We start from the raw sequence: 15,689 nt of genomic DNA on the forward strand, positions 1-15,689 counted from the left end.
CACCCATCGCAGCGGCATTTGGTTCGGGCGTCGCGGTCGCTACGCGAGCTGAAGGCGGGGCGTCGGGTCCAGATCCGACGGGATGCCGGGGCTCGCGGCCCGTCTAGACTTGGAGCGCCTTGCCTCTGTAGCTCAGTGGAAGAGCCACTCCGTCCTAAGGAGCGGGTCGGGGGTTCGAATCCCTCCAGGGGCACAGTTCTTTCTTCCTCTGATCAGGATTTCTCTTTGCCAAGTACGCGGCCGACGACTCCGGCACTTGGACAATGACCAAGCGTACGATCGACGACCTGCCTCCGCGCCCACGGATTGACCCCGATCCGACCCCTTAGCTAGCGGATAGATAACGCCTGACCTTGCGCCGCACGCACGCGACGAAACCGCGCGGCACGCGGGTTGCTGGGTTCTGCACCCCATCAAGACTCGAACCCACTACCGGAACCCGTAATTGATGGTCAGCGAGCATGAGAAATCAGTGGGCCGCTGGCCGCTCAATCGCGTTCGAGCTGGCTTAGCCACTCGATTCGCGGTCCCCGAACGGGCGCCGCTCGAACAAGGGAGGATAGGGTGCGGGGTCCGCGAAGTGCGATTCAGGCGCCCGTACGTGTGTCGCACCTCGTGGGGCATTGACACGTGAGGGTGAGGGCGATTGATCCGCAGCAAGAGCGTCATCTCAGCGCGGTGGGCCACTAGTTCGTTGCGCCCACGATCTCGTTGATTGCTCGGTCCATGATGGAGATGGCCTCGAGTGCCGCATCGGGCCCGACTTCCTCCCCGTGGATGGCAGCATTGGCGACCGAGATCGGGTATCGCAGTTCAGTTGCGACTTGTGCAGAGATGATCCCTTGCTTCGCCGCGAGACCGGCGAGCCGACCCGCACCGACTCGGGGCCGTCCTGCTTCGCTGATCGGCATTCGCTCGGCGAGTGTCGTCTCTACTGCCCGGCGCATCAGTGCCAGCGCATTCCAAGTTTCTCCCGAGTTCAACTCGCTGATCGCCCTCTGCCCGGCGGTCGTCAGTGGTCGCGACCATACTGCGTTCGAGTCCTCGAAGCCCTGCTGCTGGTTCGATGGTTCGTCTCTATCCAGAATCTCGGCATCGGTTCCGACATACTCGCGCACGGCATTGAACGCACGTCGAAACTCCGTTCGAGCTACTGGGTCCCGCACATAACTAGGCAACGATGTCTTTCCGAGGTCATCGACCAGCAAGCCGCCAAGTGATCGCACGGACGGGTCCCGGAGAACCTCGTCAACTCTCAGCCCCTTGAGTCTGTCGAGTTGGCGCTTGGCCGCCCTCAAGTTCACCGCAGAGGACAGCTGTGTTACCAGGGCGGCGAATGCTCCCAGCGTGGTTGCCGCGATCGCCAGAAGTACTTCAAAAGTCAAGAGCCAGTCTCCGCTCGATACAGCTTGACAAATGCTCGGACATCGACCAGTTCACCGAGCAGGCTTTGTGCGGCAACAAACTCACTGTGCACGCGCCGCGCGAGGGAGAACGTACCAGCGCCGATCGCAATCAATACAGCGGCCGCAACCCACGCAACGATTAGGGAGAACCAACTGAGAGACGCAGAGTCGTCGACCTGTATCACGGGGACGAGGGTGGCCAATGCAACTGCTGACCCAGCGCCGGCCAGCGCTTTGGCCGCAGTCGTGAGGTGCTCGTACTTCCACTGATAGACCGCGGTCAGCAGTGTGTGGGGGTCTTCTGACTCAATGACAGCTAGGTCTATGAGGTCCCGAACTTCGACCGGCCGTCCGATGAACCTTGTTACCCACGTTCTAAATCCCACAAGGCGACCGTATCAGTCGCCGATGCATGTGAGCGATCGATCACCGAACTTCTTGTCGACGACTAGTTCGGGCTCTCGTCCGCTGTCTGGCAAAGATCGTCATTGATCTTGATGACGAGCGCCGCGATCATTCGTACGGCGACCAGGTAGGTGTGGAAATGTGCTTGATCGCTCTCGGTGTGAGCCTGCGCGCCGTGCAGGTACCGATTGCGTAGGTTCGGCCCGTTGCTGAACCCAACCCTATTGAGGAAGTAGTTGAAGTAGTCCGCTTCCGCGTTGGTGAACAACGAAGATCTACGCGTCAGCCACCCTTTCCGGACCATTTCATCCGTCTGCGTGCGGGCTGGTGCTGAGAGGTGGAAGTAGCTCCCAGCCTGAGTGCTGAAAATCCGGGAAAGCACGAGGAGTTGATCCATGTCGACAAACGTCACCCGATCATCGGCGGCTTCGAGAACGCCCAGGCTGATGAGGTGGTCGATGCCTGTCTTCTGGTAGTGGTGAAAATCGTCGTACGCGACGTGGTTGTTCAGGATGAGGCCCACCGCGTTTCGGTCTCGAAGGGCTTCATCGATGTAGGTCAGCCTGGATTGGTCGGAGAAAAGCAGATGGAGAACACTTTGCACCTCTTGGCTGTCCGTCGCGTAGACGTACTTGCCGTCGAGCAGACTGGGTATCTCCTTGTAGCGGATCGGATCTGCTCCCATCGTGAGCAGGTCCCGGTCAAGTTCTCGGTTCTCGACGAACAGGCTGAACTGGGTCGCCACGCTTTCCATCTCCGCGAAGAGGTGTCGAACTCTGTGAAGATACGGTGTTCTGGAGTCGGACGCATTGAATGAGAAATTGGCCATCCCAAACTCTTCGACGAGGTAAACCTCGAAGAACCATGAGATGACGCGCTCCAGCTCGATTTCCCGAGTCTGCAAGAACCTCATGTACATGTGTGTCTGAAGCAACGATCGGTAGTCTATTTTTCGGAAGTAGTTGCCGATCTTGTATTCGTCCTGCCCAGCAACGCCCATCACACGTTCCATAACGCCGAGCTGTGATGGGTAGGCCGGATGGGTAAGGAGCGCGTGCTGATCGGCAAACTCGAATAAGTGTTGGAAGTTGTTGAGGATGCTCGCGTTGTCAGTGGTCTCTTCGAGCCAGCGTTTGCTGTAGGTGTACCGCCAGATTGACCCTTCGGAAGAATCGATCTCGAACTCGACCGGGTCCTGTTGACTGTCGGAGACCTCTATCTCGCAACCTGTCCTGGATCCCGGGTTGCGTTTGAAGAGTTCGGCGGTCAACTCCTTGCTGCGGCGCTCCGCCCGCAGTCTGAGTTTGGCGTCAATACCAGCGCCAGCGTTGTCCCTAGCGTTCGCGACAAGTCGCACGTAATTGAGGTTCGCCTCCTCGCTGTCGAGGTATCGCTCGAACAGATTCCGGGCATCGACCGAAGAGAAGCTCGGCGGTAGGTGTATCGACGCCCTCGAGTCCTTTTCCAAGTACTTGCGAGCGAGGTGCTCAGCGTTTCGAGGCACTGCGAGCAACTCGGCCCGCATTTCCGCGTCATAAGCCTTGACGAGGGTTTCGCTCGCAAGCATCTCGCTGAGGTGAACGCCTGCCTCCCTGAGGGCCAGAAGTGCGACGGCGCTGTCGCACCGGTCGAAGGCTTTGTTGCGGCCGAGGAGGTTTACGAGATCTTCGTGGTACTCGAAGTCGGTTGCGGTGACCAGGGTGGTGACGTTGGAGTTGTCGATGGCGGAAAAGAATCGAGCGACGATCGACCTGATCTGGGGTACACGGCCAATGAGCACATCGCGCTCCTCCGAGCTCAGGGAATTCGGCAGCAGGCCGTGCTCGAGATAGTGCTGAACATTGTGGAGCTCAAGGACGTCATTGACGTGGGTCGGAGCGCGGGTGGGATCGATACCGGTCGCGAGTTCGACAACACGAGGCGCGTGCCAGGTGGCAGCCAGATCAGTGGGGCCATAAAACCGGACCCGTCTCAACTCATCATCTCCAGCTTCCACACGACCGACCTTTCTTAAGCTAGAACGCTCCCATTCTATAGCTTCGCGGTCGGGCCAATCGCTTGGTCACGCCAGGAACGGCCGACCACCGCGATGGGGACCTCGATCATCGGACGCACGCTGATTTCTCAGCCCGTGCAACTGCCCGCATCGCCATACAGCTATCTATAGAAGTGTTGTCATCACGTTCCGGTGCCGTAACTTCTTGGGTTATCTGCAACTGTCAGCAGTGCCTGGCTTACCGACATTTGCCGCGGTATGCGCTGGTATATGGCTTGGTCCTGCCCCCCATACTGCCAGTCGAAAAAGCTGTCGAACTGGTCAGCCCTCACCTCACGCTCTAATTCCGGCGGACGCTTAGAATCTCCGTCGGCTCTGCGCCCACCGACTGCCCAGGATGGCCAGCGGGCACCGCGGTAGTTGGAGAAGCAGCCACGCACCTGACGGCTCTCCCCAGTCGCGCAGTTTTGAGGTGCGGGCAGCGGCCGGTTCCGTTCATCCCGGGTCGGTCGGGGCCCACACGACCACGCAGCCGCACTGTACTGGCTACCGATCCGTTACTTCGAATGTGAGAATGGACCCCTCGCTGGCCACCGAGCTGACTTGAAACTCTCCGTTGACGCGACCCTTTCCGGAAGTGATGGACGCGTTCGACCGGCCAGCAAACGCCTTCTGAGCCTCGAGCACCTCCACCACACGCCGCGTCCCCAGAGCCAAGTGCACATCCCGCGCCACGCCCTGGAAGACGCGCAACTGCCTGCGATCACCCGGCAACGTGATTCGCATCTCTTGCCCGATGAAGTCGCCCAGGTCGGTTTGTTTGCTGCGTCGCAGTGGTGCCGAGCGCTTCGGCAGCTTCCGCGCTACTTTGGTCGGCAGCCAGTCCTCCGCTGACTGCGGGTCCCCGGCGTACTCGGCGAGCGAACCGAGCGAAGTGGCGGTAGCGGCGCTTAGAAAGTCACCTCGGTCAACGTCGATCGAGCTCCTGGACTTTGTCAGTCGTGGACTGCGCTGCTTGGTCTGGGCTAGGTCACTTTCGGTTGGGTGCCAGGAGTCATCGGGCGCGTCCGGGTCGACGGCATAGTAGCTGAGCTCTGAGTCAGTCGATACCGTCGATATCGCGACGCCCTGGACCATCCGGCCGCCCACGAGCAACGTGGAAAGCTGCGTCGTTGCGCGCGCCAGCTGCTTTGCGGCATAGTTCATGCTCGTGGTTCCTTTGCACTCCACGAGCTTGAAAACCAACTCGTGCGGATCGAAGGGGTTGGGATACTGCAGGAGGTAATCCGGCTGCCTACCCTGCCCGGCCGCTACTTCGAGATCCAACTCGTCGTCCTGTAGGGCCTGGTCGACGTCCGTCGCCAGAATCGGCCCAGTTGCCCCCAGCGCACGGCACCACCTCTCGGCTAGTAGGACGCCGAACCCAACGCCGAGCTCCTCCGACATCACTCGGCGCTGGTTTCCACGATTGCGGCCCGCTGCCCCACTGAGTCGGAACGCGCCAATCGTGCCCGGACGATCAAAGGCGCCCAAGTATCGCATCCGCGCCCACCATTGGTAGTGAGTAAAGATGTCATCGCTTATGTCGAGGGCGGTCACTCGCGCGAGACGCTGGAGCGCGTCGACTGGTCGGATCTCGACGAATCCGTCAGTAAGACCTTGCGCCACGGTGACGCTCTTGAACACCAGGTCGGGGTTGGTGCGGCGGATCCGGGCGACCTCGTCCTCCACCCGCTCGACCAGCAAGGCATCGCTGTGTCCACTCATTAGGCCTGGTTCTTCGATGGCACGCAACGCTTGAAAAATTTCCATCTCGCCCCTCTGTGTTCGTCACCGATGGATCGCATCGTATTGGCAACCTCTTATCACTGAAGACCATGAAGCCCGTTCCTGTGCCAGGCATCAGCCACTCGTCCGAATCGGCGCGCTGGCGAATCGCGCGGAGGAGCATGGACATCAGAGGGTGCGGAGAGACGAATCAGCCCATCAGGATAGGGACGCCGCAGACACATGCTCCCGCGACCCAAGCCGGCGTGTGCCGCATGCGGTGCCGCGCGACGAAACCTCGATCGGACAGCCGCAGACGTGTGCGTGGCCCACTCCTCGCGCACAGCCCGGATGAAGATCCGCGAGGGCACCTGGTCGATGCCTCGGCAGTCACTGAGCTAGATTGGCTTCCACCCGTCGCGTGCCCACGCGACCGCCGGCTCGCTTCCGACGCGGTAGAGTCCGCCATACAGCTGATCGCGCGACCTCGCACTCTCTGCCTTGCAGACGTCGCAGAACAGCGGCGCGGCAGGATGGTTGTCAGGAAGGAATACGTCGAACAGCGGAGATCGCTTACGCCGCGCGCGACGTACGAGCACCATCACCGGATCCGGAGAAATGTCGAACGCAGTCTGCATGTGGACGGCTTCCCAAGTCCCGATGTAACCCACTGGTCGGCCGTCGATTACTACCTGGACGGCGTTCGGGTCGACGTCATTAGTCGGTTCGCGATGTAGTTCGGCCACCGTCGCGCCGACCTCTGCTGCCGCCTGATCGGCTGCGACGTGCGGGGGCTTCCACGTCATCACCCGTTGCCAAGAACCGTCAAGTCGACGGCCCCGCAGCGCCTCATCCAGGACATCGCGGAGATGTGCACCGAGTTGCTCACGCGTCATCGACCGACGCACCCGCGAACCGCGCTTGGTCTGTTGCACCCGCTCAGCTTTGCAGGTCCCGCGGCCACCCTCGACCCGCGTATGGCATCGAGTCACGAAGGAAGAGGTGCTGGCACATTCCCGCTTCTTGCAGGGCTGCTCGTCGCAAGCACGACGCTCCACGCCGTTGACAAAATCGCGGAGCAGATCGTGGGCGTCGTTCGGTCTTAGCGCCGCGATCGGTATCCGGGCGAACGTCCAATTGGATCCCGTCGCGGCCTGCGGTCACCCTGCGCGCCTGCCCGACGCGTCAGGCGTTGATCCCGAAAGCGCGCAGCAGCGGGACGCGGGAGATCATCCGGCGCGGGCCGAGCTAGATCGTGGGGATTGTGCCATTCCTTTCGTGCTGCGGCACCCGGCTCAGACGTCAGCTACCGGTACCGCAGCCCCAATCGCATCAGCGAGGGCGCAACGCGAACAGCCTGGCGGGCTCCACCTCGAGCGCGCCGCAGATCGCAGTCAGCGTGGTGAAGCGGATCGCCTTCCCGCGGTTGTTTTTCAAAGCCGAGAGGTTGGCGATGGTGATGCCGGTCCGCTGCGCGAGCTCGGTGAGGGTCATGCCCTTCTCTTCGAGCACCTCGTCGATGAGGATGAGGACCCGATAAGCACCGGGGGGAGTCCCCGCCTCATCAGATGACGCCATCGACGTCCTCCGTCAGCTGGGCGCCCGAGCGGAAAGCAGCGAGGAGGGCAACCGCGATGAGGCCTCCGATGATCAAGGGTATGGGCCACTGAGGGGTCTGTCCGGCGGGCAGACGCGACGTCTCGGCATCGCCGGCGTGCTCGTGCGCGACGCTGCCTACCTTCTGCTCGACGAGCCCGCAGCCGGTCTCGACCCAAGAGAGTGGGAGCGGTTGGTCGAGATCCTGCGACCGACAGAGAAGGATCTCGCAGTCCTGATTTCGACCCACGACACGGATTCACTCATCGACAGCGACTCGCACATCCTTGTCCTTGCTGGTGGGGTCACCGTTGGCGCATCCCGGTGTGTCCGAAGCCATCGTCATCGGCGGCGGTGCGTCCGCTGTAGCCGGGGGACTCCTCGCTGCACTCGGTCTTCACCGGGATGCGAGCAAGTGAGGACTCAAACTATGCGAGCCATTCGGGCGTTGAGGTCGCGCCCAGATCGGATGCCGCGAACCGCCAGGCTGCAGAGGCCGTCACGGACGCGCGCGCTCAATCGCGTTGGTGAGGTACAAGAGCCTCGTTGCCAGCGCGTACTTCCGCTCCGCAGGTAGCGAGCTCGGGTCGCGAAGCGCCGCGGCGAGGTCAACGGAGTCGAGCCGCGCGAGCAGCGCGATGTTCTCGAGAGTGAGATGAAACTGCGTCGTCAGTCCCTCGAGGATCGCGCGGAGTCGTTCATCGTCGCTGATGTCGAAACCATGCAGGATCTGCGACGCGAGGACGGACAACCGGGCCGCCTCGTCTTCGGAGAGCGGCTGAGGGCTCGCCGTGACACCGAGCGTCCTCTCTACGGATCCGGCGAGGAAGACCTGGAGGGTTCCGATCGGGATCTGGCTGATTGCCTCGAGAGCCATCTCCGAGACGCGCCCGTCTGCGACGGCACGCCTGAGCTGATCGGCGGTGTTGAACATCTGAGAGGTCACGGTCAACTCCTTCGATCGGTGCACGCAGCGTGACCGGCGCGGGAGAAGGAAGGTTTCATCCCGCCCAGTGGCTCGCAATTTACCCCGTGAATGTGCGGGGCGTGCGGTTCCGGACAACAGTGGCAACCGGCACGCCGGGAGGCGCCCTGTGGCGATCTGCGCGACGGCTGCCGCCCACATCCTTCTGAGCAACCTAAGAGGAGCCAACGTGCTCTCATCCTGAAGCAGCGCCGCGTTGACCGCCGGCGCACGCACACGTGCTTCGGCGGTTGCGCCAGCTGACCCAAGTGGAATGGGTCGATTGCCGGGGCTGATCGGGCGTCAGCGGCGCAGGCGCTGGGCGGCGGTCAGATCGATGACGAACAGCGCCGCCCCCTGCAGGACGACGGCCAGGCCGTGGCCACGCGCGTCGGCGGGTCGCAGGCGGTCGCCGAACGTCGGCGTTCGGACGGCGAGATGGGCGCCCGCGGCGACGTAGCCGACATCGAGCGCGGTATTCACCAGCAGAATGCGGCGCAGGGTCTGCGTCTTCGGGACCTTGCCCCTCCCGCGGGTGACCGCCGCGAGCGCGAGGTCGATCGCGCCCCACATCAGGGTCTGCACTCCGAACCCGCGCGTGCGCCGCGGGAGCGCGAATGCCCCACCGACGAGCACGGATGCCGTGCCCCACCGTGTCAGCTGACGAACGACGGTGCGGGTCACAGTGCGCGCGGAACTCATGGACCCATCATGGTGTGGCGGGGCCACGGCATCCCGCCACTGTCGTCCCACCCGACGGCGACCTAAACTCCGCCGCACCACCAGTGCGTCAGCGCTTCAGCACGCGCCGCTCCGCCATCTTGCGTACGACTTCGAGCAACCCGGGTGCGTAGTCGCCCCACGAATCGGTGACCTTCGAGACGTCGATCTTGCCCGTGTGCACGTTCTCGCACAGCCGCATCCAGGCCTCGCCGGTCGCGGCGGTAAGAGCGAAGGCGACCCCCGCGTTGATGACGCTCCCTGCGCCGGGGATGAGCTTGAGGAAGCTCCGCGCCAGCGCCTGTCCGCTGATCTGGACGCCGAGCTGAGCGAGGGCTCCCGCTGACATCATCGTCGTGAGTTCGAGGTCGTAGATCGCCGCGATCCGGCCCATCATCGCGAGCTGGATCGGCGCGAGAACCACGGCGTCGGCAACCGGAACGGGAACCGCCGCGGCTGCCGCTGCGGCTCCTGCGGCACCGGTGATGACGGGCCGGGCGAGTTCCCTCTTCCACGGGAGGTTGAGTCTCTGCGCGATGCGAAAGGCGTCCTTCTCGTTGTCCGGCGAGAGGGTCAGGGTCTCGGCCACGAGCTCACCGAGGCCGTGCCCCTTGCCCTTCCCATGCTTGCCGGCGGTGGAGGTGAGGATGACGCGCTGAATCGGGATGTCGACCGGCCGCCCCTCGCCGTCGACGGGGTCTTCGAGCCATTCCTGGAACTCGGTCACATCGTCCGGAGCGCTGCGTTTGCCCGTGATCGGGTTCTTCGACCAGTCGACCTTCGTGAGCACGAGAATGACCGGAAGCCCCGCGGCATCCAGCTCGCGGATCATGTCGATGTCGGGCTGCGTGAGCCGCGGCAGCTGCGAGAGCACGCAGTACCAGACGACGGAAATCTGCTCGATGGCCGGCCGCTCGGAGATCGTGCGGAGGTGCGCTCGCAATATGTCTGCCGGGGGAGTGGCGGATCCGATCTCGAACCCTTCAATGTCCCAGATGCCGAGGGAGGGATCGCTGTAGTACTTCACGCCCCGCGTGACGGGCAGGCCTTTCCCGACCTTCGCGAGGTTGCGGCCGAACACCGCGTTGACGAGCGACGACTTGCCGACTCCCGTGCCCCCGATGACGGCGAGGTTGAAGCGCCCGTACCGCGATTTTGCCTCGGAGCTCGCCTCGATGAATGCACGCTCGTCCGACTCGGACGCGGCCGTGGTCTTCTTGCGTTTGTCGCTCACAGGTCGATCATCCTCTGGGGGTCGTGATTCGCTGTCATCGAGCGAACTCGAACTCGACGGTAGCGTCAGGATCGATGCTCGTCACGATCCTGGTGTAGAAGACGCGAGCCTGTGCTCCGAGGAGGGCGGCGGTCTTCGACGTCGGGAAGTCGCTCGGATAACATTTCCGCATGGCTGAAGCACCCCGGATCACCGACGTCTCGATCGGGAGCGACGGCATCCGCCTCGGTCAATTCATGAAGTTCGCAGGCCTGCTCGACTCGGGCGGCGACGTGAAGGAAGCCATCATCGACGGCTTCGTCACGGTGAACGGAGGGGTCGAGCGGAGGCGCGGACGTCAGCTGCAGCACGACGACGTCGTCGTCTTCGACGGACGCGGAGCTCGCGTCCGGCCGTAGCGCCGGGGCGCCGTCGCGAGGTTCGAGCGGGCGTTCTCCGGGACGCGTGTGCCGCTGGCGGAGGGGAGGCCACGTCCAAGGGCAGAATCGGTGGGGCTTCGTCCTTCTTACGCCCGACGGCAGATTCCAGGACAACGAAAAGCCATTACGATCGCGATGAGAACGTCGGCTCCGACAACGAAGCCCAGACTGATGAACGCACGCAGTGCGGCAGTTGCGAGGCCGGCAGTAGTCTCAGCTTCATGTCGCAGCATGCCGCCCCCGGTTGGTTCTCGGACCCGTTCGGACGTTATGAGCACCGATATTGGGACGGCGCTCAGTGGACGGAGCACGTGGGGTCTCGTGGTCAACAGACGATCGATCCACCTGTGGTGATGCCGCCCGCCGCCGGTGCCCTTCAGGAGGTGCAGAGTTCCGCGCCGTCGCGCAGCAGCCAGACCCCAGCCGACGCGAGAGTGCTCAAGCAGGTCCGGAGGCTCGGCATTTCGGAGCAGGCGCAAGGTGGCGGGGGGACCCTGTTCACCGAACGCGTGTTGGTGGTCAACCAGAAGGCCAAGCTGTTCGAGAGAAAAGCTGAGTACACCGTCTTCGATCGACACGGACGCAAGGTTGGGGGGGTGCGCGAGTTTGGGATCAGCATGGCTCGGCTAGCGGTCGGCCGCGAGAATTCGACGAAGCGGCTAGAGATCGTCGACGCAGACGGAACTCCGCGCCTCACATTGACGCGACCCGCCACGGTCTGGAAGTCGAAAGTCACGGTGATGCGTGCAGATGGCAGTCTTGTTGGACACCTTGCCCAGGAGAGTCTTGGCGTCATGGCGTCGGTACTCGGGGGCAGGTTCAACGTTCGCTTTCGTATGGAAGCCGACGGCGCGACGCTCGGCTCTGTCAATGCGGAGGATTGGCGGGCCTGGGATTTCAGTATCCAGGACGCGAGAGGTTCCGAGATCGCACGTATCACCAAGACGTGGGCCGGATTCGGCAAAGAGGGGTTCACGAAAGCGGACAACTATGTTCTGCAGATCCACCGCGAACTGGTCGATCCGCTCCTGACCCTGGTTGTATCCGCCGCGCTCGTCGTTGACACCGTCTTGAAGCAGACCAGCGACGGAAACCGTCGGTCACGGTGACCCTCAGCCCTTCGCCGCTCGGCCACTGGCTGCTCGTCCGACGCGGCTACCCGCGTGCGCCTCGCCACGGCATCAATGAGGGATCATCACCCGTCCGCTTGCCGCCGAGCGGACGGCGGCGTGATACATGGGTGTAGTGCGCGGCGAGAATGTTCGATGAGGGAGTATAGATTTCGTGGAAACCTTCAAGCGAACACCGCTGCAGCTGTTCAACTTGCCTCAGCACTTCCTTGTCCCTCTTTTTCAGCGCCCCTACGTTTGGCGCGAGGATGAACAGTGGATCCCGTTGTGGAATGACATCCGGCGCGTGACGGAGCTACGGATCAACGATCCGCGCTCCAACGCCACACACTTCATGGGCGCCGTCGTTCTCCAGGCGCATGACGCAAAGAGTAAGCGCATGACGACGTGGAACGTCATTGACGGTCAGCAGCGTCTGACAACGCTCCAGATTCTGGCCGACGCAGCTTGCGCTTTGCTCGCGGTGAGCGGACAGGCCCGCCTCTCAGGACAACTTGAGCGGCTCACCCATAACGACGACATCTATGTCGAAGAGCGCGACAGTCGCCTCAAGGTTCGTCATCATAATAAGGATCGTGCGGCCTTCGACGAGGTGATGACGGCCGATCCGCCGGTCGACCATGCCTACTTGACGCACGCGGATTCGCAGATCGTTCGCGCCCACGAGTACTTCTCGACGGCCGTCCAGCAATGGCTAGGTGCGCCCGACTCGGCTGAGTACCCGATCAAAGCGAAAGAGCTCACAACAGTTCTGCTCGACGGTCTGCAACTTGTCTCCATCGAGCTGGAAGCTTCCGAGAACTCGCAGGAGATCTTCGAGACGCTGAATGCTCGCGGCACTCCGCTCACTGCCGCGGACCTAGTGCGAAACTTCGTCTTCCAAAAGCTCGAGGCTGACGGTGTCGACACACGCAGGGCCTACCGGGAGGACTGGCCGTTTGAGACCAAGTTTTGGATGGAAGAAGTGAGTGTTGGCCGCAACCTGGTGAGCCGTAGTTCTCTGTTCCTCAACCAGTGGCTCGTCGCGCGAACCGGCGAAGAGGTCAGCCCTCAGTCGACATTCACCAGGTTCAAGTCCTACGTCGAACATGAGTCCGGTCATGCGATGTCCGAACTCTTGCCAATCATCAAGATGCAGGCGCATCAGTACGAGTCGTGGACGGAAGCAGCGCGCCGTCCGGGAGGAAGCCTCACAGCCACTGAACTGGCCGTCTACCGTATGCAGGCTGCAGGCGTGGAGGTGCTTAAGCCGCTCCTCATATGGCTGCACGAGCCCGGCCGGGGCCCATCAGAGGACTCGGCGGGTCGAATCATCAATGCGGCGGAGAGCTGGGTATTTCGCCGGCAACTCCTGCGCCTGTCGGGCAGTGATCTCGGCCGCATCATCGCTGACGTCATTGCCGCGAACGCGAACGTGCCGGCGAGCGACCTCGCGGAGCGGGTTTCAGCCCATCTCGCGCGCCTCAACGTAACGAGTACCTATTGGCCCGGCGACGAAGAGGTCCGCCGCGCTTTGACCACCGAAGCAGCGTATACGCGGTTCCCGCGAGGTCGACTGCGCATGATGCTCGAGGCAGTTGAGGACCACTACCGCGACGTTACCGGTCAGCCTCAAATCGAGCGCAAGGGTTACCCGATCGAACACCTGCTCCCGAGATCCTGGCGGGACACCTGGCCCGTCAACGCTCCTGACGAGGCCGAGGGGAGGCAGGCTCGGGTTCATCGCTTGGGTAACCTCACGCTCCTGACCAAGTCGCTCAACTCGAAGGTCTCGAACGGGGCCTGGCCTGTAAAGAGAGCCGCGCTACAAGACCACAACACGATCATTCTGACCGGCAGGGTGATCAAGCGCACTGAGATAGACGCGTGGAACGAAGAGCTGATCGATGAGCGCACTGCAGAGCTCATCGATACGTTGTTGCGGGTCTGGCCCGTCCCCGAAGGGCACCACGGCAAGGTCGCTGACCCTCAGACCAAAGCGGGCGACTGGGTTGAGTTACGGCACTTGATCGCAGGGGGCTTCCTTGCGCCCGGCGACAGGCTATTCGCGACCCACCGTGACCATAAGGGTAGGCAGGCAATCGTTACCGCGGACGGTGCGATCGACATCGACGGTAAGCGCTACAGTTCTCCGTCGGCCGCGGGCTCCGCGCTCCAGAGAGGGGCGACGAATGGGTGGTACTTCTGGGCAGTCGCGGACGGTCGGAGATTGCGAGACGTCCGCACCGACTTCCAAAATTCCTCCGACGTCGACGAGCGCGTCGTGATGTCCGAGCCGTAGTCGAGACGCTTCCGTTCGACCTCGCTAGCGAAGTCTGAGGCGATAGCCCACACCGATCCGGCGTCCACGCCACCAGATGGAAGAATCGTCCGGTGACCGCAACTCTCGTCGCTCAGGGCCTCGCCGGCGGGTACGGCCACCGCACACTCTTCGACGGCGTCGATCTCACCGTCAGCCCGGGTGACGTCGTCGGTGTCGTCGGGGCCAATGGTGCCGGCAAGTCGACGCTCCTCCGTATCCTCGCCGGGCGCGACGCCCCTCAGTCGGGAACTGTCAGCCTCGCTCCCGCCGACGCGTTCGTCGGCTGGCTCCCGCAGGAGCACGAGCGCGTCGAGGGTGAGACCGTCGCCGCGTACATCGCCCGCCGCACCGGGTGCGCCGAGGCGACGGCGGAGATGGATGCCGCGGCATCCGACCTCGGCGATCCCTCGATCCCCGGCGCCGACGACCGGTACGCCACCGCCCTCGAGCGCTGGCTCGCAAGCGGTGCGGCCGACCTCGATGAGCGTCTGCCGATCGTCCTCGCAGATCTCGGGCTCGAGCTCGACGCCGACGGCATCCACATGACGTCCCTCTCGGGCGGTCAGGCGGCGCGCGTCGGACTCGCGGCGCTGCTGCTGTCGCGCTTCGACATCGTGCTGCTCGATGAACCGACGAACGACCTCGACCTCGACGGGCTCGAGCGCCTCGAAGCGTTCGTACACGGCCTGCGCGGGGGAGTCGTGCTGGTCAGCCACGACCGCGAGTTCCTCGCGCGCAGCGTCACGCGCGTGCTCGAGCTCGACCTCGCGCAGAACTCTCACCGGATCTACGGCGGCGGTTACGACGCCTACCTCGAGGAACGGGCGACCGTGCGGCGTCACGCGCGCGAGAAGTACGACGAGTTCGCGGACAAGAAGGCCGACCTCGTCGCCCGTGCGCGCGTGCAGCGGGAGTGGTCGAGCCAGGGCGTCCGCAACGCGATGAAGAAGAACCCCGACAACGACAAGATCCGGCGCAAGGCCGCGACGGAGTCGAGCGAGAAGCAGGCGCAGAAGGTGCGCCAGATGGAGAGCCGCATCGCGCGGCTCGATGAGGTCGAGGAGCCGCGCAAGGAGTGGCAGCTCGAGTTCACGATCGGCGCCGCTCCGCGGTCGAGCTCGGTCGTCTCGACGCTCAACGGCGCCGTCGTCCGGCAGGGCTCGTTCATGCTCGGACCGGTGTCGCTGCAGGTGAACGCGGGCGACCGCATCGGCATCACGGGTCCGAACGGCGCCGGCAAGTCGACGCTGCTGCGCACGATCCTCGGTCGGCAGACTCCCGACGAGGGATCGGCCGGCCTCGGATCGAGCGTGAGCATCGGCGAGATCGACCAGGCGCGCTCGCTGCTCGTGGGCTCGCGCCCGTTGGCCGACGCGTTCGAGGCGCTCGTGCCCGAGATGGCATCCGGCGAGGTCCGGACGCTGCTGGCGAAGTTCGGGCTGAAGGCCGATCACGTGCTGCGTCCGGTCGACGAGCTGTCGCCGGGGGAGCGCACGCGCGCCGGACTCGCGCTGCTGCAGGCGCGCGGCGTGAACGTGCTGGTGCTCGACGAGCCGACCAACCACCTCGACCTGCCCGCCATCGAGCAGCTTGAACAGGCCATCGAGTCGTACGACGGCACACTGCTGCTGGTGACCCACGACCGACGGATGCTGGATGCCGTGAGTACTAACCGTCGCTGGCACGTCGAGGCTGGCCGCGTCACCGAGTCCTGAGACCGGCCGCGCCCGCGGCGTGACGGTGCGCCGCA

The 15,689-nt window shown here is 63.5% G+C and carries 13 protein-coding genes and 1 tRNA gene; 6 read left to right on the top strand and 8 right to left on the bottom strand.

The window, feature by feature from the left end; translation table 11 throughout:
* Positions 1–121: 121 nt before the first annotated feature.
* Positions 122–193: transfer RNA gene (locus ACPYN5_RS03565), tRNA-Arg, on the top strand.
* 493 nt (positions 194–686) lie between these two features.
* Here the strand turns inward: ACPYN5_RS03565 and ACPYN5_RS03570 are convergent.
* The 5 genes from ACPYN5_RS03570 to ACPYN5_RS03590 form a co-directional block, all read right to left on the bottom strand.
* The gene (locus tag ACPYN5_RS03570; protein ID WP_424447594.1) at positions 687–1,385 is read right to left on the bottom strand and encodes a hypothetical protein; all 699 of its coding nucleotides are present in this window, start codon (positions 1,383–1,385) and stop codon (positions 687–689) included.
* A gap of 469 nt (positions 1,386–1,854) precedes the next feature.
* Positions 1,855–3,807, bottom strand: coding sequence for a hypothetical protein (locus ACPYN5_RS03575; RefSeq protein WP_424447595.1), 1,953 nt, complete (start codon positions 3,805–3,807; stop codon positions 1,855–1,857).
* 546 nt (positions 3,808–4,353) lie between these two features.
* Positions 4,354–5,619 carry a hypothetical protein gene (locus tag ACPYN5_RS03580; RefSeq protein WP_424447596.1) on the bottom strand — a complete coding sequence of 422 codons (1,266 nt, stop codon included), beginning with the start codon at positions 5,617–5,619 and terminating at the stop codon, positions 4,354–4,356.
* Positions 5,620–5,972: 353 nt separating this feature from the next.
* Entirely contained in the window at positions 5,973–6,509 is a 537-nt protein-coding gene (locus ACPYN5_RS03585; protein WP_424447597.1) for a hypothetical protein, read from the bottom strand.
* A 397-nt stretch (positions 6,510–6,906) separates the two neighbouring features.
* On the bottom strand, positions 6,907–7,152 hold the full coding sequence (locus ACPYN5_RS03590; protein WP_424447598.1) for a helix-turn-helix domain-containing protein: 246 nt from the start codon (positions 7,150–7,152) through the stop codon (positions 6,907–6,909).
* A 16-nt stretch (positions 7,153–7,168) separates the two neighbouring features.
* On the opposite strand from ACPYN5_RS03590, the gene ACPYN5_RS03595 reads away from it, so the two are divergent.
* Positions 7,169–7,747, top strand: a complete 579-nt coding sequence (locus ACPYN5_RS03595; protein ID WP_424447686.1) for an AAA family ATPase — start codon at positions 7,169–7,171, stop codon at positions 7,745–7,747.
* Here the strand turns inward: ACPYN5_RS03595 and ACPYN5_RS03600 are convergent.
* From ACPYN5_RS03600 to ACPYN5_RS03610, 3 genes are all read right to left on the bottom strand, one after another.
* Positions 7,670–8,116 (bottom strand): HTH domain-containing protein, encoded by a 447-nt coding sequence (locus ACPYN5_RS03600; RefSeq protein ID WP_424447599.1) that lies wholly within the window; start codon positions 8,114–8,116, stop codon positions 7,670–7,672. The genes ACPYN5_RS03595 and ACPYN5_RS03600 overlap by 78 nt on opposite strands.
* Positions 8,117–8,437: 321 nt before the next feature.
* Positions 8,438–8,836: a DUF6992 family protein gene (locus ACPYN5_RS03605; protein ID WP_424447600.1), complete on the bottom strand. Its 399-nt coding sequence runs from the start codon at positions 8,834–8,836 to the stop codon at positions 8,438–8,440.
* 88 nt (positions 8,837–8,924) lie between these two features.
* Positions 8,925–10,088, bottom strand: coding sequence for a DUF697 domain-containing protein (locus tag ACPYN5_RS03610; RefSeq protein ID WP_424447601.1), 1,164 nt, complete (start codon positions 10,086–10,088; stop codon positions 8,925–8,927).
* Positions 10,089–10,258: 170 nt separating this feature from the next.
* On the opposite strand from ACPYN5_RS03610, the gene ACPYN5_RS03615 reads away from it, so the two are divergent.
* The 4 genes from ACPYN5_RS03615 to ACPYN5_RS03630 all read left to right on the top strand — a co-directional run bounded on the left by ACPYN5_RS03615 (position 10,259) and on the right by ACPYN5_RS03630 (position 15,654).
* The gene (locus tag ACPYN5_RS03615) at positions 10,259–10,486 is read left to right on the top strand and encodes an RNA-binding S4 domain-containing protein (RefSeq protein ID WP_424447602.1); all 228 of its coding nucleotides are present in this window, start codon (positions 10,259–10,261) and stop codon (positions 10,484–10,486) included.
* Between the two features lie 242 nt (positions 10,487–10,728).
* A complete protein-coding gene (locus ACPYN5_RS03620; RefSeq protein WP_424447603.1) occupies positions 10,729–11,616 on the top strand; it encodes an LURP-one-related family protein in 888 nt (295 codons plus the stop codon).
* 175 nt (positions 11,617–11,791) lie between these two features.
* On the top strand, positions 11,792–13,918 hold the full coding sequence (locus tag ACPYN5_RS03625) for a GmrSD restriction endonuclease domain-containing protein (RefSeq protein ID WP_424447604.1): 2,127 nt from the start codon (positions 11,792–11,794) through the stop codon (positions 13,916–13,918).
* A 92-nt stretch (positions 13,919–14,010) separates the two neighbouring features.
* On the top strand, positions 14,011–15,654 hold the full coding sequence (locus ACPYN5_RS03630) for an ABC-F family ATP-binding cassette domain-containing protein (RefSeq protein ID WP_424447605.1): 1,644 nt from the start codon (positions 14,011–14,013) through the stop codon (positions 15,652–15,654).
* Positions 15,655–15,689 lie beyond the last annotated feature (35 nt).

The organism is Microbacterium arborescens (assembly GCF_049707515.1).
GTDB lineage: Bacteria > Actinomycetota > Actinomycetes > Actinomycetales > Microbacteriaceae > Microbacterium > Microbacterium arborescens_B.